Annotated in this window: 20 protein-coding genes and 1 tRNA gene; 11 read left to right on the top strand and 10 right to left on the bottom strand. The window is 62.6% G+C overall.

Translation table 11 applies throughout. From position 1 onward, the window contains the following. On the top strand, window positions 1-1372 hold a 1372-nt coding region (rpoD, locus tag XF30_RS35295), incomplete at its 5' end, for an RNA polymerase sigma factor RpoD (protein WP_109145271.1). 398 nt (window positions 1373-1770) lie between these two features. On the opposite strand, the gene XF30_RS35290 is transcribed toward rpoD, so the two are convergent. From XF30_RS35290 to XF30_RS35275, 4 genes are all read right to left on the bottom strand, one after another. Further along, complete coding sequence (locus tag XF30_RS35290; RefSeq protein ID WP_109145975.1) at window positions 1771-2772, bottom strand: SphA family protein; 1002 nt, start codon at window positions 2770-2772, stop codon at window positions 1771-1773. Window positions 2773-3008: 236 nt separating this feature from the next. Continuing rightward, window positions 3009-4439, bottom strand: a complete 1431-nt coding sequence (locus XF30_RS35285; protein WP_109145270.1) for a DUF1254 domain-containing protein — start codon at window positions 4437-4439, stop codon at window positions 3009-3011. 81 nt (window positions 4440-4520) lie between these two features. Continuing rightward, window positions 4521-5171 carry a hypothetical protein gene (locus tag XF30_RS35280; protein WP_502696172.1) on the bottom strand — a complete coding sequence of 217 codons (651 nt, stop codon included), beginning with the start codon at window positions 5169-5171 and terminating at the stop codon, window positions 4521-4523. A gap of 163 nt (window positions 5172-5334) precedes the next feature. Continuing rightward, window positions 5335-5718 (bottom strand): helix-turn-helix transcriptional regulator, encoded by a 384-nt coding sequence (locus XF30_RS35275; protein ID WP_225114065.1) that lies wholly within the window; start codon window positions 5716-5718, stop codon window positions 5335-5337. A gap of 298 nt (window positions 5719-6016) precedes the next feature. Here XF30_RS35275 and XF30_RS35270 point away from each other — a divergent pair, with 298 nt between their 5' ends. After that, window positions 6017-7018: a helix-turn-helix transcriptional regulator gene (locus XF30_RS35270; RefSeq protein ID WP_074448034.1), complete on the top strand. Its 1002-nt coding sequence runs from the start codon at window positions 6017-6019 to the stop codon at window positions 7016-7018. A 388-nt stretch (window positions 7019-7406) separates the two neighbouring features. Continuing rightward, complete coding sequence (locus XF30_RS35265) at window positions 7407-7784, top strand: thiol-disulfide oxidoreductase DCC family protein (RefSeq protein WP_109145269.1); 378 nt, start codon at window positions 7407-7409, stop codon at window positions 7782-7784. 18 nt (window positions 7785-7802) lie between these two features. Here XF30_RS35265 and XF30_RS35260 read toward each other — a convergent pair whose 3' ends face one another. The 3 genes from XF30_RS35260 to XF30_RS35250 all read right to left on the bottom strand — a co-directional run bounded on the left by XF30_RS35260 (window position 7803) and on the right by XF30_RS35250 (window position 9421). Then, on the bottom strand, window positions 7803-8039 hold the full coding sequence (locus XF30_RS35260; protein ID WP_036009587.1) for a hypothetical protein: 237 nt from the start codon (window positions 8037-8039) through the stop codon (window positions 7803-7805). A gap of 520 nt (window positions 8040-8559) precedes the next feature. After that, entirely contained in the window at window positions 8560-8898 is a 339-nt protein-coding gene (locus XF30_RS35255; RefSeq protein ID WP_109145268.1) for a hypothetical protein, read from the bottom strand. Between the two features lie 16 nt (window positions 8899-8914). Beyond that, window positions 8915-9421, bottom strand: coding sequence for a hypothetical protein (locus XF30_RS35250; RefSeq protein ID WP_109145267.1), 507 nt, complete (start codon window positions 9419-9421; stop codon window positions 8915-8917). Between the two features lie 146 nt (window positions 9422-9567). Here XF30_RS35250 and XF30_RS35245 point away from each other — a divergent pair, with 146 nt between their 5' ends. After that, entirely contained in the window at window positions 9568-10374 is an 807-nt protein-coding gene (locus XF30_RS35245) for a lytic murein transglycosylase (protein WP_036009593.1), read from the top strand. A 146-nt stretch (window positions 10375-10520) separates the two neighbouring features. On the opposite strand, the gene XF30_RS35240 is transcribed toward XF30_RS35245, so the two are convergent. Further along, the gene (locus XF30_RS35240) at window positions 10521-11348 is read right to left on the bottom strand and encodes an SDR family NAD(P)-dependent oxidoreductase (protein ID WP_109145266.1); all 828 of its coding nucleotides are present in this window, start codon (window positions 11346-11348) and stop codon (window positions 10521-10523) included. 121 nt (window positions 11349-11469) lie between these two features. On the opposite strand from XF30_RS35240, the gene XF30_RS35235 reads away from it, so the two are divergent. From XF30_RS35235 to XF30_RS35220, 4 genes are all read left to right on the top strand, one after another. Further along, window positions 11470-11844: a response regulator gene (locus tag XF30_RS35235; RefSeq protein ID WP_036009616.1), complete on the top strand. Its 375-nt coding sequence runs from the start codon at window positions 11470-11472 to the stop codon at window positions 11842-11844. Window positions 11845-11888: 44 nt separating this feature from the next. After that, a complete protein-coding gene (locus XF30_RS35230) occupies window positions 11889-12500 on the top strand; it encodes a LysE family translocator (RefSeq protein ID WP_109145265.1) in 612 nt (203 codons plus the stop codon). A gap of 647 nt (window positions 12501-13147) precedes the next feature. Beyond that, on the top strand, window positions 13148-14347 hold the full coding sequence (locus tag XF30_RS35225; protein ID WP_192893346.1) for a GGDEF domain-containing protein: 1200 nt from the start codon (window positions 13148-13150) through the stop codon (window positions 14345-14347). 33 nt (window positions 14348-14380) lie between these two features. Beyond that, the gene (locus tag XF30_RS35220; RefSeq protein ID WP_109145263.1) at window positions 14381-15007 is read left to right on the top strand and encodes a peptidoglycan recognition protein family protein; all 627 of its coding nucleotides are present in this window, start codon (window positions 14381-14383) and stop codon (window positions 15005-15007) included. A 120-nt stretch (window positions 15008-15127) separates the two neighbouring features. Here XF30_RS35220 and rpoH read toward each other — a convergent pair whose 3' ends face one another. Both rpoH and XF30_RS35210 read right to left on the bottom strand, forming a co-directional pair. Next, window positions 15128-16027: an RNA polymerase sigma factor RpoH gene (gene rpoH / locus XF30_RS35215; RefSeq protein ID WP_036009602.1), complete on the bottom strand. Its 900-nt coding sequence runs from the start codon at window positions 16025-16027 to the stop codon at window positions 15128-15130. Between the two features lie 218 nt (window positions 16028-16245). Beyond that, entirely contained in the window at window positions 16246-17253 is a 1008-nt protein-coding gene (locus XF30_RS35210; protein WP_109145262.1) for an RluA family pseudouridine synthase, read from the bottom strand. Here XF30_RS35210 and XF30_RS35205 point away from each other — a divergent pair. From XF30_RS35205 to XF30_RS35195, 3 genes are all read left to right on the top strand, one after another. Continuing rightward, on the top strand, window positions 17252-17596 hold the full coding sequence (locus XF30_RS35205; RefSeq protein WP_036009606.1) for a hypothetical protein: 345 nt from the start codon (window positions 17252-17254) through the stop codon (window positions 17594-17596). The two genes, XF30_RS35210 and XF30_RS35205, sit on opposite strands and share 2 nt — an antisense overlap. Window positions 17597-17653: 57 nt before the next feature. Beyond that, window positions 17654-17728 (top strand) — tRNA-Glu (locus XF30_RS35200). 97 nt (window positions 17729-17825) lie between these two features. Beyond that, window positions 17826-19655, top strand: coding sequence for a DEAD/DEAH box helicase (locus XF30_RS35195; protein WP_109145261.1), 1830 nt, complete (start codon window positions 17826-17828; stop codon window positions 19653-19655). Window positions 19656-19873 lie beyond the last annotated feature (218 nt).

The following is a 19873-nucleotide window of genomic DNA, read 5'->3' as shown; positions in this document are numbered from 1 at the left end:
GACGCCGTTCCGCGCCGCGCCTGCGGCCGCCCCCGAGGGCGAGGAGAAGGATCCGGGCGAGGCCGCCGCCGAGTCCGACATGGACGACGACGAGTTCGAGAACCAGATGTCGCTCGCGGCGATCGAGGCCGAGCTCAAGCCGAAGGTGGTCGAGATCTTCGATCGCATCGCCGACAGCTACAAGAAGCTGCGCAAGCTTCAGGAGCAGGACATCCAGAACCAGCTCCAGAACGAGTCGCTCTCGCCGCACCAGGAGCGCAAGTACAAGAAGCTGAAGGACGAGATCATCGTCGAGGTGAAGTCGCTGCGCCTCAACCAGGCCCGCATCGATAGCCTCGTCGAGCAGCTCTACGACATCAACAAGCGCCTCGTCTCGCATGAGGGCCGCCTGATGCGCCTTGCCGACAGCCACGGTGTCGCCCGCGAGGATTTTCTGCGCAACTACACCGGCTCGGAGCTCGATCCGCGCTGGCTCAACCGCGTCTCGAAGCTGTCGGCCAAGGGCTGGAAGAACTTCGTCCACCACGAGAAGGACCGCATCAAGGACCTCCGCCACGAGGTGCATCAGCTCGCCGCGCTGACCGGCCTCGAGATCGTCGAGTTCCGCAAGATCGTTCACTCCGTGCAGAAGGGTGAGCGCGAGGCCCGCCAGGCCAAGAAGGAGATGGTGGAAGCCAACCTCCGCCTCGTGATCTCGATCGCCAAGAAGTACACCAACCGCGGCCTGCAGTTCCTCGACCTGATCCAGGAAGGCAACATCGGCCTGATGAAGGCGGTCGACAAGTTCGAGTACCGCCGCGGCTACAAGTTCTCGACCTACGCCACCTGGTGGATTCGGCAGGCGATCACCCGCTCGATCGCGGACCAAGCGCGCACCATCCGCATCCCCGTGCACATGATCGAGACGATCAACAAGATCGTGCGCACGTCCCGCCAGATGCTCAACGAGATCGGCCGCGAGCCGACCCCGGAGGAGCTCGCCGAAAAGCTCGGCATGCCCTTGGAGAAGGTGCGCAAGGTCCTCAAGATCGCCAAGGAGCCGCTGTCGCTGGAGACGCCCGTCGGTGACGAAGAGGATTCACATCTCGGCGATTTCATCGAGGACAAGAACGCGATCCTGCCCATCGACGCCGCGATCCAGTCCAACCTGCGCGAGACCACCACGCGCGTCCTCGCCTCTCTCACCCCGCGCGAAGAGCGCGTGCTGCGCATGCGCTTCGGCATCGGCATGAACACCGATCACACGCTGGAAGAGGTGGGTCAGCAGTTCTCGGTGACGCGCGAGCGTATCCGCCAGATCGAAGCGAAGGCGCTGCGGAAGCTGAAGCATCCGTCGAGGAGCCGGAAGCTGCGGAGCTTTTTGGATAATTGATCCGATTTCAATCCGAACGAAAGCGGCGGGCCAACAGCCCGCCGTTTTTCTTTGACTCGGCTCTCGCCCCGTCATTGCGAGGAGTGCTTGCGACGAAGCAATCCACCAGGCGATTGCCCTACCCATGTCCGATTCCATTCCAACAGCAACAAAAGTGCGGACGGTGCCCGACTTCCGAGATGGGCCGAAAGCGGAAGTGCCGGTCCGGGGGGCGACTTTCCTTCTTCAAAGTGCGGGATTTCGATGCAGGTAGATCTTCTCGACTACCTTCACGCCAGCTTTGTTCAGCAGGTGGAAGGGTCGAGGCTACGCAGATAACCAGCTCAGTTCGATATGTTCACGTGAGACGTTCGACCGACCCATGGTGTGTCGGCGAGATCGGCTAAGCGGCCACGCTGCTATTTTGTGATCCGCCGGGTTGATGCGACAGTTCTGGTCGGCGCTATCGGCGATATTGAGAACGTCAGCCAGGTGTTCCAGCCAGCCGGCCGATTCTCCGCAGCGAACTCGCCATATCCCTTCAGATTCAAATACCCCTGCATATCGCCTACCGGAAATAGAAAGCCAATCTGCGGACCAACTGCGAAGACTCGGGACCGAAAGCCGCCTAGGGCGGGATGCTGGCCAAAGTCATCAGTTATCTGCTGATAGGCATAACCAACGAGGCCGACGAAAGTTTGCTTTGACAGAAACTGCGAGGCTCCCCAGTCAACGTGAAGATCGATGCCGTTCTGGTACTGCGTATCCGGATTCTTGAAATTGTAGGTGAGGCCCGCCACCGCGGAAAACTCGTGGCCAGTTTGCGGATTGAAGTAGGTGTAGCCGGCGCCGCCGTCGATGGCGCCATGCCCGATGCCGAGATTGGCGAGACGGGACGAACTGTAAGCGCCGACGGGAACATCTCCGGTTACGTAGGTCATGAAGTTATGGACGCCTGCATTCCACTTGAGCGTCGCCTGCGGGTAGAGATCCCCGACTGACGTGATCGAGTCGCCGAACCTGCCCGTGCGCGTCACGGCCAGGGGGCCGACAGTTGCGGTGAGCGTTCCTGCTAGATCAGCGCTCGATCGTCCGAACAGTCCTGTCACTCCGATGGCCAGTTGCCCGCCCAGCACGGGGGTTGCGAACGTGTATGTAGGATTGAGCAGGACGAGATCCCCCCGCCCATTCAGACGCAAGTTCAGATCGACGTTTACTGTTGCGGGGATTCTGCCGACGTGAATTTCCCTTGCGGCAGCCGCGGTGCCGAATGCACTTACGCTGGTGTGGTAGTAGACCGCTGCCATTGACCAGCCGGGGGCTTGAGGGGTGGCGGCAAGGCTGCTGAAGCGGCCAGGGAGCCAGTAGGAAACGCCACCTTCGTCGGCGTAAGCCGTGGCAGCAGGCACCGACAGCGTCATGACTGCCGAGGCAATGGCTGCATTCCTGAACGCAGAAGAGAGAGACGGCTTTGTCGCGCTCCGTCCAACGCGCTGTTTTCCTTTTCCAAGGTGAAGTGCCGACATCATGGCCTCCTGCATCGCGAATGCCGTGTCATTCGCCCCAGAAAACCCAAAGCGAGTACAGCGTGCTGTGGGGCATCTGGGAGCGGCCTAGCAATCATGCCGGCGCATGCGCGCCGGCATGATTGCCTGCTCTAGGCTCCAACTTTTCTGGCGGCCGGGACCGTCCATGTGCCGCTGATGATCGAGGGGTCCGTCTCCTGGGGCCAGTACATACGCAACATGAGGATGAAATCTCCCTCAGGCGCAGGTAGCCAGTTCGACTCCTTCTCTTTGCCGGGAGAGTCCTTCTGGATGTACAGATCAGTTGATCCGTCCGGATTCTCCTTCAAGTCTTCCCGAGCGCTGACGGAGTACCTGTTGAGCGGGTTCTTCACGAAGAAATAGCCGCTGTCGTACATCGTAAGCGACCAGAATCCCTCCGCTGGAGGCAAGTGACCTTTCGGAAATCGCATCACGTACTTGTTCGCGCCGCTGTACTTGTGACCGTCGGCGTCTTTTTGCGAGGTCGGATAGACGGCATCCTGCGGCCGGTTGGCACCAAGCCCGATCGCGGTTACCAAAGCCCGCATCAAATAGTCGGTGCCGTAGATGCCGGTCTTGGTCGTGAACGCGAACCCATTCTCGTCTTTGATGGCCTTGTTGATTTTGAACTGCAGCATGATCCGGTCGAACGACACCTCCGGCAGGCGCCTCAGAAAGTCTGCCTTCAGCTTACTCTCATCAAAATCCTGCCCTGGGACGATGCCGATGCGGGCAAACTTCGCAAGTTGAGGCGCGTCCGCGGCGTAGGGCGGATTAGTCTTCATCAGCTCGCAAAGCAGCTTGAAGTATGAGACCGCGTCCATGCGATTGACCTGCTCGCGGACCGCCGTCTTCATATCGATTGTTGGATCCACCTTCCCGGCGGCGGGCGTGTAGGCTTTGCCATAAGCGCTGAGCGGAACGAGCTTGCATTCGTCTTGCAACTTGTGCACCGCAGCGTAATCGTCCGCCGTGCCGGTGCAATAGATGCGGCCGAGCAGCCACACGATATTGGTGGCCGACTTGTACTCCTTGACACCCGCCGGCAGCGTGCCCTTCCAACCCGGCCCCGTGATCGCGTAGGTCTGCGCCCCGGTGCCGGTGGTGCGCTTACCTGGCACGTGAAACACGGTGGTCCAGCCGTCCAGCATCGGCATCAGGAAATAGCGGCCCTTCATGTCCGGAATGCTGAGTATCCAGGGCTCCTTTCCGACGTCGAAGAAGGATGTCGTGTACAAGGTGTCGGCATTCGGTGCCGTCACATCCCTGAAGGAGGCATCGGGATACTGGCGCAGCTTGATGATGTGTCCCATCGGACCGCGCGTGCCGACGGGCTCGGCGACATTCGTGATGATCCGCCGGGTCATCTCCATCGTCACCAGCGGGTAGCCAAAGATGTAGGCGTCGCTGGCCAGCCAGAAATCCTCCAGGCCTTGTCCCACTCCGAAAAATGAATCCTGGGCAAGAGCCGGTCGTGTGGCGGCGGCTCCCGCGAGCAGCCCCATTCCGCCAAATGCAAGGGATCGACGGGTGATGTTCATCGCTAATCTCCTTCCTATAGAAAACCAGTCACGTGGATTCGCAGTTCACGCCTTTGTAACGGAGCCACTCGGGCGAACGGTTCAATAGCAGGGCGGATAGGGGTAGTAGCCGCAGCGCGGTGAGTAATAGGGATACGCCGCAGCCCCGGCCACAGCAGCGGCTCCTGCCACGGCAGCGCCGCGGTAGAACGCTCCGCGCCAGGCGGTGCGGCGAGCGACGCCGGCGAAAGACAACGGCGTCAACGGACGGCCAATGATATCGATAAAGACAGATGCCGGCCCGTCCGCCCCGGCGAGATCACCTTCGAGGATATCGACGTCGAACGTCAGCTTATCACCTTCAAGCTTGGGGGATTTCAACACGACGACGGCATCCAACACCGACGATCCGTCTTTCTTGAATCCTGACACCGTGGCGTTGGGCGGGTCTTTAGCGAAGTTGTCGCTGCCATTGCCCCAGTCCTCGATAATCCGGGAGGTCAGATCATGCCCGGCGGCACGAACCGGTCGGTCGGCAAACACGATCGCATTCGGAGAAATCGCACTCAGCACCAGCTTACCCTCCTTCAGGCTCACCCCGCGCGAGTTGAGGACAAACAGCGATGGGACCACTTCCGGCTTAGCCTGACCAATCGATTTCTCGAGCGGAATGTGCGGCTTGGGTTCGGCCGGAGATTGAGCAAGAAGCTTGTGCGGAATTGCCACTAAGCCAGCGGCGCAGACCGCGATCAAGGCAACGCGGATTGTCATGATGGTCCTCTCCTTTGCAGGCTAGTCATTTTTCCTCGAACAGCACGTGAGCAATTCGGAAGCGACAAGAGCGTCGCTAGTGGCGGCGGCATCTCTGCATCTCGCGCCAAATCACGCGGCGCGTCTTGCCATTTCGCGCCAATCGTCAGGAATCATCCAACGGGTTGGTGGGATGAGAACGTCGGCGGACGAGCGACCGATCATGCTTGCGGCCGCGTTGCTGCCGCCGATAAACGATGGGTTGAATTTTCATCAAACGCACGAAAGCGCGGCTGAAGCTGCTGGCGTTCGTGTATCCGAGAAATTCTGCAATATCCGACAAGCGCTTACTCGTATCGGCCAGCAGGCGGCACGCAATCTCTAATCGGACTTCGTCGAGGATCTTGCTGTGGCTTGTGCCCATGCGTTCGAGATGACGCTGCAATGTGCGCCCGCTAATTCTGAGCGCATGCGCTGTGCTATCGAGGGTTGCGTCACCGTGCCGCAGCGATGCAACGATGACGGTGCGGACCGCCGTGGATGAAGGCAAGCGGACGGCTCTCATCGTTTGACGTCAGGCCTGAAGCCTATGCTCCTACAGCGGAAAATCGATTCATAGGATTAGGGAAGCTGAGAGGCGCATCTGGCCATTGGGCGCCAAAATGTTCGTCGAATGGAATGAGCTGAGACTGCGATCCTCTGGAGGCATAGCCAGGCGACAAAAAGCACGCAAAGAGCCTTGCAGTCCTGATAATCTAAGCGTGTGACAGGCGTCGGCGCTCCCTGTTTAGGGAGTTGTCGTCCTGCGACGCCGCTCGTGCGCTGAATTAAGTGATCGAGACGCACCAATGCCAAAGATTCATTTGACGCGTTGTCAGCACCTCAGTCCCTTCGCTGACATTCTGGATAATCTCGGCGCGCCAACCGCTTCTTTACTGGAAAAGTATCTGCTGCCCGCTTCTCTGGAGGAAAAAGCCGATCATTACGTCCCGATTTTGCCTGCTATCGAATTTGCGGAGTTTGCCAGCCGGTCGCAAGGTATTGAAGATTTTGGATTCCACGCTGCTAAGTCGCTCAATTTCGGACACCTTAGTGAGAAGACCAGGTATCTAATCAGTCATTCTCCGACTTTGCTCGTCGCGCTGCACCAGGCCTGTAGATTAGCTTCGCTCGAAGATTCAAACTTGAGCAACTGGGTCGAGCGCCACGGCGACCATGTTCGCTATTGCAGCAAGCTAGCCGGCACTGCCGGACTTCAGCATCTCGAGCATTCACAATGGCTTCAGAACGTTTTCCCGATTTACATCGTCCGCCAATTCGCCGGACCGGACTGGGCTCCGGCAACTATCGCCTTTGAGGCGCGGTACACGCCGGGTCCGGCATGTCGGTCTTTCTGGCCGACGTCTCAATTCCTGTCTGGTCAAGAAGCTTCGTGGATCGACGTACCTGTTTCATTGCTGGGCCTTCCTAACAGATTGAAGCAAGCTCCTTCTCATCCGAAGAGCGACTTTGTCGAACATTCGAACTTTGACTTTATCCACGCACTTAAGCTGATGCTGCCATCCTACATGGACGAGCGGCCTCCGGCGCTGGCGGAAGTCGCGGAGATGGCGGGGGTCAGCGCACGCAGCCTTCAACGCAAGCTATCTCGCGCCGGGATGACATATTCGCGGCTGTTGGATACCGTGAGGTTTGAAAATGCCAGAAAGCTTTTGCGAGATACGGATTCCAAGATCATCGAGATTGCGTTTGCTTCGGGCTACGCAGATCCCGCCCATTTTACCCGTGCATTCCGCCGGGTTGCAGGCGTGACGCCCGGGCAATTCCGCGAGCAATGGAGGGCTCGATAGTCGAGTTGTCATTCGCTGCATCCTGTCCGCTTCGGGTCAATGCGAAGAACTCAAGTTGAGCAAATCAGGTCTGCTCTGCCGCCCATCCCCACAGACGTATCTGGGTTGCTTCGCTGCGCTCGCAATGACGGGGATAGGGCCGAACCCTGCTTCTTCTTCGCCTCCTTTCAATCCGCTCGATCTCCAGCGCCGACCTCCCGCTCTTTTACGCGACTCTTGATGCTGCTCCCAATGAGGTTGCGCCCGGCTCGTCGCCGTCGAGGCTGCCGCGCAATTCGGCGGGCCGAGGTCGGGTCGTCCTTCTTTGTGCCTTTGTATCGGCAGCTTCAGCCGAAGGCGTTTATCTGGCTTTCTCTCGGACTATAATTCCGACGAGAAAGGCGCATCGATGCCACCCCACCTCACCGTCTACTATAACACCCGCTGCCCCGTCTGCGACGCCGGCATCGACTGGCAGCGCAACAAGCTGCTGGCGCTGGTGCGCGCGGGCACCGTCGAGTTCAGGGACATCAACGAGCAGCCTGATGCACTGGCGCACTTTGGCGCTTCGCTCGACGACATCAGGCGGCGCCTACACGCGACGGATGAGGCCGGGCGGCTCGTCGTCGGCGCTGATGTCGCGATTGCGCTGTGGCGGTTGACGCCGGGACAGGGGTGGCTTGCGGTGCTGTTCGGCAATCGCGTGGCGCTGCCGGTCACGCGGTTTGCCTATGACCGGTTTGCCGATCTGCTATTTGCCTGGAATAAATGGAGCGGGCGCTGGTGAACGCCCCGCTGTGCCCGCCTACTTCTTCTTCGCTCCCACCCGCTCGATCCGCTTGATCTCCAGCGCCGGGCGGCCGCTCTTTTCCGCGATCTCGCGGTCCTGTTCCATGATGAAGTTGCGGGCGGGTTCGTCGCCGTCGAGGCCGCCGAGCAGTTCGGAAGGGACGCGGCGGTTGGAGCGCTGGGAATCGTCTTCGTAGACGACGTTGAAGAAGGCGAATTCGCCTTTGGGGTTGGTTCCGGGTTTTTTGGCCATGGCGGCTTGTCCTCGATCAGGACGCCGCAGTCAAATGACTTTCGGGATTGTGACCTTCGCGATCGTCGCCAGCCCCTTCAATAAATGTCCTTCAATAAACGGCGGGCCGAAGCCCGCCGTTTATCTTTTCAGCGTCGCCCGGGGCTGGCAGGGCGACAACCTAAAATAGAAGGCTATAGAAGGCGCGCCGCGATGGCAAGGTAAATCGTCGCGCGACGATGTCGCAGCAGGCGCATCAGATATGCAGCTGATGGATATCGCGATTTCCCACAATTTCGAAAATCAGATGCTTTGGATCCTCGAAGTACTTTGTTCATCTTGCTGCGCTCTCGGAAGGCAACGAGAGCGCGCGGGCATCAGCGTATGGAGTCTTGCGATGTTGGCACCATACCACTGTTTTGGCCGACGGTCAACGTTGATTCGGAAAAATCGTAAAGATCACATCAAGACTTCTACTGTGCATGGGGTTGTTTTTGCGGTTTTGTTTCGGCGCCGACGCGCACGCTTCGCGCTGCGCGCCTCAATCTCGCCGGCGGTGCACCACCTCCTGCACGGCGAGCCGCGATCCCCGTCCGCCGCCTTTGTCGCCAGGCTCTTTGCGTCCCTGCGCCATGATCGCGCTGCCCATCGCGGCCGAGCCGAAGGTGATGAGGAAGGAAGCGAGCAGCAGCACGAGCGCAATGCCAGGTGCGCGGTCGGCGAAGATCAATTCGCGCAGATGTCCGGGGTTGAGCCAGAGCAGGCCGCCGACCAGCAGCACGGCGGCGCAGGCGCCGATCGCGAGATTGATGGCGAGCAGGCGAAACAGCGGGATGCGGAGGAGCGAGCGGGTTGATTGCGGCTGCTGGCGATTGGGCATGGCGATGACGTTCCCCTCACGCCGCCGGCGCGGCGCGCGCGGCCTGCTGTCGCTCCATCATGGTCTGCCACAACGTCGCGATGCTCTGTTGCGTCTGCGGCGCGATCAGGCAATGGCCCTCATTGTCGAAGCCGCAGAACCGCACGGAAGCGTCCTTCTTCACCTCGGTCAGCGCCTGGTTGATCATCTCGAGGCACGTCATGACCTCGCTGACGTCCGAGAGGCGCGTGTGATGCAGGAGGTCCATCAGGCGGAACGTCATCACCGCGGGGCGGCCGAAGCTGATGCCCGGGCGGCCGAGCTCGAACAGCACGTTCACGGCCGGAAGCGCGCCGCGGATGTGCTCGAGCACGCCGGCCATGTCTTCCACGCTGCAGGCGACGAGGTGGGGGACTTGCGGCGGCGCGGCCGCCGGCGTCCGTGGCGCAAGGCCGAGCGCGGCGATCACCTCCTGCTCGATCCATTGCCGCACTGGTGCTGGCGCATTGCGGATCTGCTCGGCGCTCAAGGTTATTCCGGTCATGTGTGGTTCTCCTGCTCGGCTCAGTCTAGAAAGCACGGCGTGAGACGGTTTGATGCGGATCAAGCCTTGTGCTTTGACGCTCACGGCGTTCCCGGGCATGATCCGCGCGCTGCTTCGCACTGGAATTCTCTGGGGGATTGCTCCACATGCCGAGACTGCTTCTCGCTGCCGCCTTCGTCTTGTCTTTGGCCGGCGGATCGGCGCAGGCCGCCCGCTGCGGCGGCGACTTCAACGGCTTCATCGCCAGCATGGCGCAGGAGGCTCAGGCCGCCGGCGTCTCGGCGAGCGTGACCAATGCGGCGCTCGGCGGCGTTGCGCCCGACCCTGCGGTTCTCGCCTTCGACCGGCGCCAGCGCTACACCTTCAACAAGACCTTCGAGCAGTACGTCTCGACCCGGGTCGGCCCCGGCCGCGTCAATGGCGGGCGCGCGATGCTGCAGCGGCATGCCGCGCTGCTGTCGCGCATCGAGCAGAAGTTCGGCGTGCCCCGCTATATCCTGGTCGCGATCTGGGGGCTGGAGAGCGATTTCGGCAAGGGCGACACCGGCAAGCTGCCGGTGGTCCGCACGCTGGCGACGCTCGCGCATGATTGCCGCCGCACCGATCTGTTCCAGGGCGAGCTGCTCGCCGCGCTCAAGATCGTGCAGCGCGGCGACCTGCAGCTGCGCGACATGATCGGCGCCTATGCCGGCGAGATCGGCCAGACCCAGTTCCTGCCATCGTCCTACATCAAGTACGGCGTCGATTTCGACGGCGACGGCCATGTCGATCTCCGCCACAGCATCCCCGACGTGCTCGCCTCGACCGCGAACCTCCTGCACACGAGCGGCTTCAAGATGGGCCAGCCTTATGGCGAGGGAACGCCGAACTTCGAGGCGATGCGCGAGTGGAACAGGGCGGTGGTGTACCGCAAGACCATCGGCTATTTCGCCGATCGGCTGATGGGGCAGTGACCACATCATCGGTGTCATCACCCGCGAAGGCGGGTGATCCAGTATTCCAGAGACGGCGCGGCTAGAGCCGAGAAGCCACGGCGTACTGGATTCCCCGCCTTCGCGGGGAATGACAGCGGTGGGTGTGGAGGCCGTTGCGCTCCTGGCTACTTTTCTATCCCCTTCGCCAGCCGCCGCTGCAGCGGCGCCCAATAGGTTCCCGGACGGAAGCGCTGCAGCAGGTCCATGAAGCGAGCGTCGTTGCCGATCAGGATGCGCGGCTCGTTGCGCTCGATGCCCCTGATGATGCGCAGTGCCGCGTCCTTCGGCGAGGTCTTCGCCGCGTTCTCGAACCGTTCGATCGATTGCGCGCGGCGAGCATTGTCGGTGACGCCGACGCCGGTGCGGGCGTTGCGCGCGATCGCGGTGGCGATGCCGCCGGGATGCACGACCGACATCTTCACCGGGCTGCCCGCGACGCTGAGCTCGTGCCGCACGCTCTCCGAGAAGCCGCGCACTGCGAACTTCGCCGCGGCATAGGCCGATTGGCCCGGCGGGGCGATGATGCCGAAGATCGAGGAGAGGTTGACGATGTGGGCCTCGCTCATCGTCTTCAGGTGCGGCAGGAAGGCGCGTGTGCCGTGCACCACGCCCCAGAAATTGATGTCGAACAGCCAGTCCATCTGGGCCTGGTCGATCTCCTCGAATGTGCCCATCAGCGCAACGCCGGCATTGTTGACGACGATGCCGAGGGAAGGATGCGCGGCGACCGCCTCGCTTGCGAACTGCGCGATGTCGCCGGCCTCGCCGACGTCGACGCGATGCAGGCTGACCTTGCGCGCTGTTCCGATCTCCGCCGCGAGCGCCTTCAATCCACCCTCGTCGCGATCGGCCAGTGCGAGGTCGCAGCCGCGCTGGGCGAGCTCGATCGCCAGCGCCCGGCCGATGCCGCTCGCGGCTCCCGTGATGGCGGCGGCGCCCCGAATCGTCGTCATGAGTTCCCCCGTCAAGTCCCCGATGATGGAACTATGAATTACTTTTTTTTGAAATGAAACCGAACCCACGTCCGCCTGGGTTTTTAACATCCGTTATGAGGGCATGCATTGGGAGCCGCCGATGGGACAAGCGACGCCATTACGCGCGACAGCGCTGATCGTTGAAGACGACGCCATGCAGCGGGAGATGCTTTGCGTCCTCCTGGAGGAGAGCGGCTACCAGGTGATCCAGTGCGAAAGCGCGGAGGCCGCCGAGCGCGTCCTCGACAAGAACGCCGGCGCGCTCTGCCTGATGCTGACCGACGTCCAGCTGGCCGGCCGCATGAACGGCGTCGAGCTCGCGCATGTCGCCAAGGACCGCAATCCGAAGCTCGACGTCGTCGTCACCTCGGGCCGGCCCTTGAAGCAGGCCTTGCCCGACGGCGCCAAGTTCTGGGCCAAGCCCTGGGCGCCGCTCGACGTGCTGCGCGAGGCAGAGATCGCTCAGCTGTCCTGACGCGCCCGCTTTCTCGCAGCGCCCTGCGGTGATAAGGTCGGACCATGACCTGGTCCTTCCTGCTCACCTCGCTCATCGTCGTCGCTTCCCCCGGCACCGGCGTGCTCTACACGCTCGCTGCGGCGCTGACCCGCGGTTCGCGCGCCAGCGTGGCGGCCGCCTTCGGCTGCACGCTCGGCATCGTGCCGCACATGGCGGCGGCGATGCTCGGTCTTGCCGCCGTGCTCCACACCAGCGCGCTCGCCTTCGCCGCGCTGAAATGGTGCGGCGTCGCCTATCTGCTCTACATGTCCTGGCAGGCGCTGCGCGAGACCGGGGCGCTGGCGGTTGGCGGCGAGATCAGGGAAAGATCGAGCAGCCGTGTCATCGTCACCGGCTTCCTGATCAACATCCTCAATCCAAAACTGTCGATCTTCTTCCTCGCCTTCCTGCCGCAATTCGTCGCGGCGGACGAGGCCCATGTGCTGGCGCGCATGCTGGAATTGAGCGGCGCCTTCATGGTGATGACCTTCGCGGTGTTCGTCCTCTACGGCTTCTGCGCCGCCGCGGTGCGCGAGCGCGTCATCTCCCGCCCGGCCGTCATGGCCTGGCTGCGCCGCTCCTTTGCCGCCGGCTTCGCCGCGCTCGGCGCCAAGCTGGCGTTGTCGGAAAGGTAGGTCTTCGTCACCTCTCGAAAGGTCTCGTCATGCCGGGACAAGCCCGGCCATGACGCTGTTAGAGCGGGTACACTTCGAACTCTCGCACAATAAAAAAGCGGGCCTTGCGCCCGCCACTTTCGATCGACCCGACGCCCGGGCGGAGCTCACTCCACCCGGGCAAAGAAACAGAAGCCTCGTTACTTCTTCTTCGCCTTCTTGGCCTTTTTCGCCTTCTTCTTCGCCGCCTTCTTCGCTTTCTTAGCCATAGTATCCTCTCAAGGGTTAATGGTGGAACGCGACACGAGGGTGCTCGGCGGAGGGCCAGCCTCGCAACATCCTCGACGACAAACTCAGCAGATTCGGAGCCTGCTGCCCCGCGTCGTCACATCCGTGTCATCCTGTTATCCACAGCTCAGATGCACTTTCGGGTGATTTTTGGCGCGAATCCGCTCCACGCGTCAGGCCATCGGGCGCGACAGCCTTAACGATCCGGCAATAGCCGCGTGCCGTTCATGAATCCAAAACCAAGGGCGCGTTTTCGCGAGCCGCAGTGAGACTCCATTAAGCGCAACCATCGCATTGTCTTCCGCAAGAAAACGGGGATGGGTCATGGACGGACGGCTGCCGGGATCGGGGGGCGGGACGCTGCGCGTGCTGTACGCGTCATGCTGAACGTACCGACATTGTGGACGGTCTTCGTCGTCAACTTCCTGGCGCTCGGCGTGATCTGGGCCTACGTGACGCGTTCCTATCCGAATTTCGCGGCTGCGCGGTTCTGGATGGCATCGGCCTTCGTCGGTGCCGCCGGCGCGATGACGGCCTTGATCCGTCTGTTCGTCGCCTCTCCCCTGCCGCTGCTGCTCGGCGCCGGCGGTGTCATCGCTGCGAGCTGCCTTGCCGCCATGGGAATTCAGCGCTTCTACGACCGGCCGGTCTCGTGGCGCCTGATGACCGCGACAGGATGCTTGAGCCTTGTCGGCGTCGTGCTCTTCATGGTCGGATTCGAGCACATGCAATTGCGCATGCTGAGCTACACGCTCGGTCAGGCCCTGCCGCTGGTGCTGGCGCTGCGTCTGTTGTTGTCGCCGGAAGGCCGCGTCAGTCCGGGCGCCAAGCTGTCCGGCATCGTCATCCTCAGCATCATCGCGATCCTGCTCGTGCGCACCGTGGGCAATCTGCTCGGCTACGATCTCTCGGCGCGCGCCGGCGGCCAGGCCCATGCGATCATGGTGCTCGGGCTGCTGTTCCTGTCGATGACCCTTAATTTCGGCTTCCTGCTGATGGCGATGGACAGCTTGCGAGGCGAGGTAGCCGACCTCGCGTTGCTCGACGATCTCACCGGCGTTGCCAACCGGCGGCATCTCTTGCAGCGCCTGACCGAGGAATGCGCCCGTTCGGAGCGCAGCGGTGAGCCGTTCTCGCTGCTGGTGATCGACCTCGACGGCTTCAAGACCATCAACGATACCCATGGCCACGCCGCCGGCGATGCCTGCCTCAAGCACTTCACCTTGATGGCGCAGACGCGCTTGCGGCCCGGTGACATGCTCGCCCGCACCGGCGGCGACGAGTTCTGCATCGTGCTGCCGTCCTCGTCCCTGCGCGAGGCGGCCGCGATCGCCCGCCGCGTGCTCGAGGTCTGCCGTCAGGATGCCGCCAGCTGCAGCGGCCGCGACATTCCGATCGCGATCTCGATCGGGGTTGCCGAGTGGGACCGCGGCATCGGGCAATTCCCGGACCGCCTGATGGCCAATGCCGACCACGCCCTCTATGCCGCCAAGAAGAACGGCAAGAACGATTTTGCGGTCTATGACCCCGCCCCGCCGCTATCGCCCGAGTCTGTCGGGACGGTGAGGACATTCGCGTAAAGCCTGTTAGGCTTGGGTCGCATTGGACCCCGCATGATGATATTTCGCCTGCTCGCGGCCGCGTTGGCCGCTCTCCTTCCGATCGTCCCCGCCGCTGCTGCGGATGCCGAACTCGCCAGGCTCGCGCGCGCCTCCGGCACGCCCGACATCCCCGGCTTGAACATCGTCTGGCTGGCGCCGTGGGGCGAGGTCCGCAACGCAAAACCCTGGCGCAACATCATCGTGCACCAGACCGAGGGACCGGCGGGCTCGGCCCGCGGCGGCGCGCAGGCGCAGGCGAAGAACCCGACGCGGCGCGGCGTCACGGTCTGGGTCGAGACCGACGGCACGGTCTATTGGGCGGTCGCCGAGAACCTCGTGCCGACCCACGGCGACGGCGCCAACCGCAACGACAACAAGTACATCGACAACCGTCCGACCTACCGCCAGGTGGTGCGCGACAATTCGATCGGCGTCGAGTTCGCCGGCAATTATCCCGACGTGACGGCGGGGCCGACGGAGGCACAGGTCGCGGCGTGGAAGATCCTCGTGAAAGTGCTGCGCGCGCGCTACGACATCCCGCTCGAGCGGGTCTACGCGCACAACTGGATCGACTACAAGGACGCCCGCTATTGCGAAGGCTGCACGCTCGCGACGATGGCAAGGCAATGGGGGGAGTAGGCGGTGTGCCCACACGCACCGCTATCGGGCGCAGTTCGCATCACACCAACAAAAAAGCCGGCGTTGCCGCCGGCTTTTCGTCTCTTTCGATCCGCAATCTCTGGCGCTGAGCCGCCGCACTTAATGCGCGGCTTCCAGCGCGGCCTGTTCGGCCTTTGCGATCGTGCCCTTGACCGCGGACTGCACCTTCTCGAAGGCGCGGACCTCGATCTGGCGGACGCGCTCGCGCGACACGCCGAACTCGGCAGCAAGGTCTTCCAGCGTCATCGGCTCATCGGCGAGGCGGCGGGCCTCGAAGATGCGGCGTTCGCGCGGGTTGAGCACGCCCATGGCGCCGTTCAGCGCGTCACGGCGGTGATCATACTCCTCGTGCTCCGCCATCATGGCTTCCTGGTTGGGCGTGTTGTCGACCAGCCAGTCCTGCCATTCGCCGGCTTCGCCGTCGTCGCGGATCGGTGCGTTGAGCGACGCGTCGCCGCCGAGGCGGCGGTTCATGTCGATCACGTCCTGATCGGTGACGCCGAGGCGCTTGGCGATCAACTTGACTTGGTCGGGGCGGAGATCGCCTTCGTCCAGTGCGTTGATCTTGCTCTTCGCCTTGCGCAGGTTGAAGAACAGCTTCTTCTGGTTCGCGGTGGTGCCCATCTTCACAAGCGACCACGAACGGAGGATGTACTCTTGAATCGACGCCTTGATCCACCACATGGCGTAGGTGGCGAGACGGAATCCCTTCTCGGGTTCGAATCGCTTCACCGCCTGCATCAGGCCGACATTGCCTTCCGAGACGACCTCGGAGATCGGCAGGCCGTAGCCGCGATAGCCCATGGCGATCTTGGCCACGAGGCGGAGATGGCTGGTGACGAGTTGGTGTGCCGCGTCGCGATCGTCATGCTCACGCCAACGCTTGGCGAGCATGTACTCCTCCTGCGGTTCCAGCATCGGGAATTTGCGGATCTCGGCGAGGTAGCGAGAAAGGCCGGATTCTCCATTGAGGACCGGCAAAGCAGCGGTACGGGCCATAGTGCGCCCTCCAAAAGGTTCAGGCCCCCGATAGCGGCGGGCCAGGCAGACGACCGCTGTGTTAAAGCCGGCCGTAGCTGCGATGTTCCGCGTTGGTCATTTCAACGCAGACGCAATATACCCCATCGGGGGTCAAAAAGGGAAGGATTGCTGACGTCACGTCCCCGTGTGGCAGCTATAACTTTTTGTAATGTAAAGGCTTTCTGAAGCGGCCTGCGTCATAGCGCCGCCTTGAGCGCACGTTCCAGGAGAAGCAAATCCTCCGGCAAAGGCGCCTCCCAGTGCAATAATTCTCCCGTCCTCGGGTGCTCCAATACCAGCAGGTAAGCATGTAAGGCCTGCCGCCCCAGCGCCGCCAAAGCTGCCTGCGACTCGGGGCCGAGCTGGTTGGCCTTGGTCTTGAAATGCGGGCCATAGACGGCATCGCCCATCAGCGGGTGGCCGATATGGGCGAGATGGACGCGGATCTGATGGGTGCGGCCGGTCTCGAGCTCGCAGGCGAGCAGGGCGGCGACGCCCTTGCCGTCGCGTCCATGAAAGCTCTCCAGGATTTCCCAATGCGTCACCGCCTCGCGGCCACCCTGGCGTACGGCCATCTTCTCGCGTGCATGCGGATGCCGGTCGATCGGCGCATCGACGGTGCCGCGGTGCCGGTTCGGCACGCCCCAGGCGAATGCCATGTAGCCGCGCCGCATCGCGCCGGTGCGGCCGTGATCGGCGAATTGCGCCGTCAATGAAGCGTGGGCGAGATCGTTCTTGGCAACCACCATCAGCCCCGTCGTGTCCTTGTCGAGCCGGTGCACGATCCCGGGCCGGCGCACTCCGCCGATGCCGGAGAGCGAGGCGCCGCAATGGGCGATCAGCGCATTCACCAAGGTGCCGGTCTCGTGGCCGGCCGCGGGGTGCACGACGAGGCCCTTGGGCTTGTTGAGGACGACGATGTCGTCGTCCTCGAACACGATATCGACGGCGATGTCCTCCCCCTTGGGCTCGGCGGGCGCCGCTTCCGGCACGTCGATTATGATCGTATCGCCGGATGCGACGTGATAAGCGGGGTCGCGGACCGCGGAGGCCTTCAGGTGCACTGCGCCCGCCAGGATCAGGGCTTTCAGCCTCGATCGCGACAGCTCCGGCAGGCGCGCCGCCAGCACGCGGTCGAGCCGGGCCGAGCCCTCGGAGCCTTCGACCACAACCTCCAACCTTTGCGCTGACCCAGGGCTTTCCATGACGACGTCTGATACCGCTGTTCCCGAACCGACCCCCGAGCAGGCCGCGCTGTTCGCGCGGGTGCGGCGGATGATGCTGATCGCGGGGTTGACCACGGCGCTGGCGTTCTGCGCCGTGCTGATCGCGGTGGGCTACCGCCTTTTCAAGTCTGAGGGAAGGGCGGTCGAAGCGGCAAGCGATGTCACTGCCACCCTGCCCAAGGGCGCCAGAATCGTCTCGACCGGGGTCGCCGGCGACCGCCTCGTAGTGACGCTGGATCTCGGCGGAATCATCGAGATCCGCACCTTCGATGCCCATACCCTGAAGTCGGCCGGACGGCTGAAATTCGCCAATGAGCCGTAAAACGCCCCTCGGGGTCCTTGCGGCGGACAAATTTCGAGGCTATTGGCTAGCCCTCACGCTCCCTTCGTCTAGCGGTTAGGACGCGGCCCTCTCAAGGCTGAAACAGGGGTTCGATTCCCCTAGGGAGCGCCAGCTGATCCTAAGCCATTGAAAACCTGCACACTCTAGGCGACCATGTCAGCCTGGAGAGACCGCCCTGTTGCACTTTGCCTCACAAGGTGGTCCGCAAATGGTGCTCGCGGTCGTGACATGGCTATCCTGTCTCGGCTTCGCGCGCTTCGACAGCCGTGGTGAGCTACGACTGGCGGAACGATTGAAGGACTTCCTCGAGGAGAACGCCGTCGTTTGGCACAGCCTGCCTGTCGGGCCTCGCAACCGGCATCCGGACTTCATCATCATTCATCCCGCGAACGGCCTGCTCGTGCTCGAGGTGAAGGATTGGCGCCTGGAGACGATCGTGTCGGCCGACAAGACGAAGGTCGAACTGCTGACAAGTCGTGGTGTGGTGCGGGAAAGCAATCCGCTGGAGCAGGCTCGCAAATATACATTCGAGGTCGTGCGCACGCTGGAGCGCGACGGGCAATTGTTGTTTCCGCCGGGACATCGCCTCGCGGGCCGGTCCATCGTTCCGTTCGGCTTCGGGGCCGTGTTCACTAACATCACCCGCAAGCAGTTCGATCAGACCGATCTCAAGGAGGTGTTCTCCGGGCATCTCTGCCTGTTCAAGGACGAGATGACCGAGGGCGCGGACCCCGAGGAATTCCGGTCGAAATTGTGGCGCATGGTTCATCCGCGTCTCGAAGAGCCGCTGTCCATGCCGCAATTCGACCGCCTGCGCGCGCTGCTGTTTCCGGAGGTTCGGATACGACAGATTGCCCTGCCTTTGGACGATGCGCCTCGCGCCGATTCTTCGGATCGGACGCTCGCGGTCATGGACCTTCATCAGGAGCAGTTCGCGCGCAGCCTGGGCGAGGGGCATCGCATCATTCGCGGCGTCGCCGGATCGGGCAAGACCCTGATCCTCGCTTTTCGCGCCGAGTATCTGGCACGTGCGGCGGCAAAGCCGGTGCTGATCCTGTGTTACGCCAACGGCATCGCCGGCCGGCTTGAAGATGCCATGCAGAGCAGGGGCGTCGAGGACCGCGTTCAGGTTCTCACCTTCCACTCGTGGTGCTACCGGATGCTGCGGACGTACGGGATCGCCGCCCCATCCGAGCGAGACTATCCGGACTACGCGGAGCGCCTGGCTGCGAGCGTTTCAGAGGTCGTGAAGGCGGTCGATCACGGCCATATCCCGGCGGAGCAGTACGACGCGGTCCTGATCGACGAGGCGCACGACTTCGAACCGCAATGGCTCGCGCTTGCGGCCAAGATGGTGAACCCGCGCACCAAGGCGCTGATGGTCGTCTACGACGATATCCAGGCTATCTATAAGGGGCGTGAACGGCCGGTCTGGAGCCAGCTCGGCATTGAAGCAAAGGGCAGAACGACCGTACTGAAGGTGAACTATCGCAACACCGCCCAAATCGTTGCCTTCGCGAGACGCTTCGCCGCGGACGTCATCGGCGCTCCCGGCATCACGGCCGACGACGAGCACGCCATCCTGCTGCCCGAAGATGCGGGTCGGCAGGGACTGGAGCCGGATGTGCGGCGGTGCGTGAGCATCGACGCAGAAGCTCACTGCGTTGCCGAGTGGTTTCTCGACCGTAAGAAAGCCGGCTACGAGTGGTCGCAGATGGCGTGTCTCTACCCGGAGCACTGGATCGGCGGACGGGTTGCGCAGATTCTCGCCGGGCATGGTGCGCCGATCGACATCGCCAAGGACAATCGCAACCGGGTTTCGGTCAAGCGGGTCGCCGTGCGATTCCTGAGCATGCACAGCGCGAAAGGGCTGGAGTTTCCCTGCGTCGCCATCGCCGGCTTGGGCCTGCTCGGCCGCCACGGCGAGACCGTCGAGGAATGTGTCCGGCTGACCTATGTCGGGGTGACCCGGGCAACTCACGAGGCGCTCCTGACGTATTCGAGCGAGTCGGCATTGGTGCAGCGCTTGATCGCGTAGCCCGACGCCGCGCAGGCGCTCTTTCACGCGGTAGTGCAGTCGATCGAGCGGAGGATCGCCCGCTGCACGTCCGCATTCGAAAGAAACACATCGTGGTAGGTTGCGCGTCGCAGCGTCATCGATGATGACGTGATCGAGTGAACGGGCCTTGCATCCATTCCGGCGCAACTTGCATTCGCTCCGGCGCAAATGAACCGCATCGCGTCGTCGCTTCTGCG

Source organism: Bradyrhizobium sp. SUTN9-2 (assembly GCF_003122645.1).
In the GTDB taxonomy this organism is placed as follows: domain Bacteria; phylum Pseudomonadota; class Alphaproteobacteria; order Rhizobiales; family Xanthobacteraceae; genus Bradyrhizobium; species Bradyrhizobium yuanmingense.
Note: the sequence above shows the minus strand (reverse complement) of the source record. Positions and strands in the feature narration are given on the sequence as shown.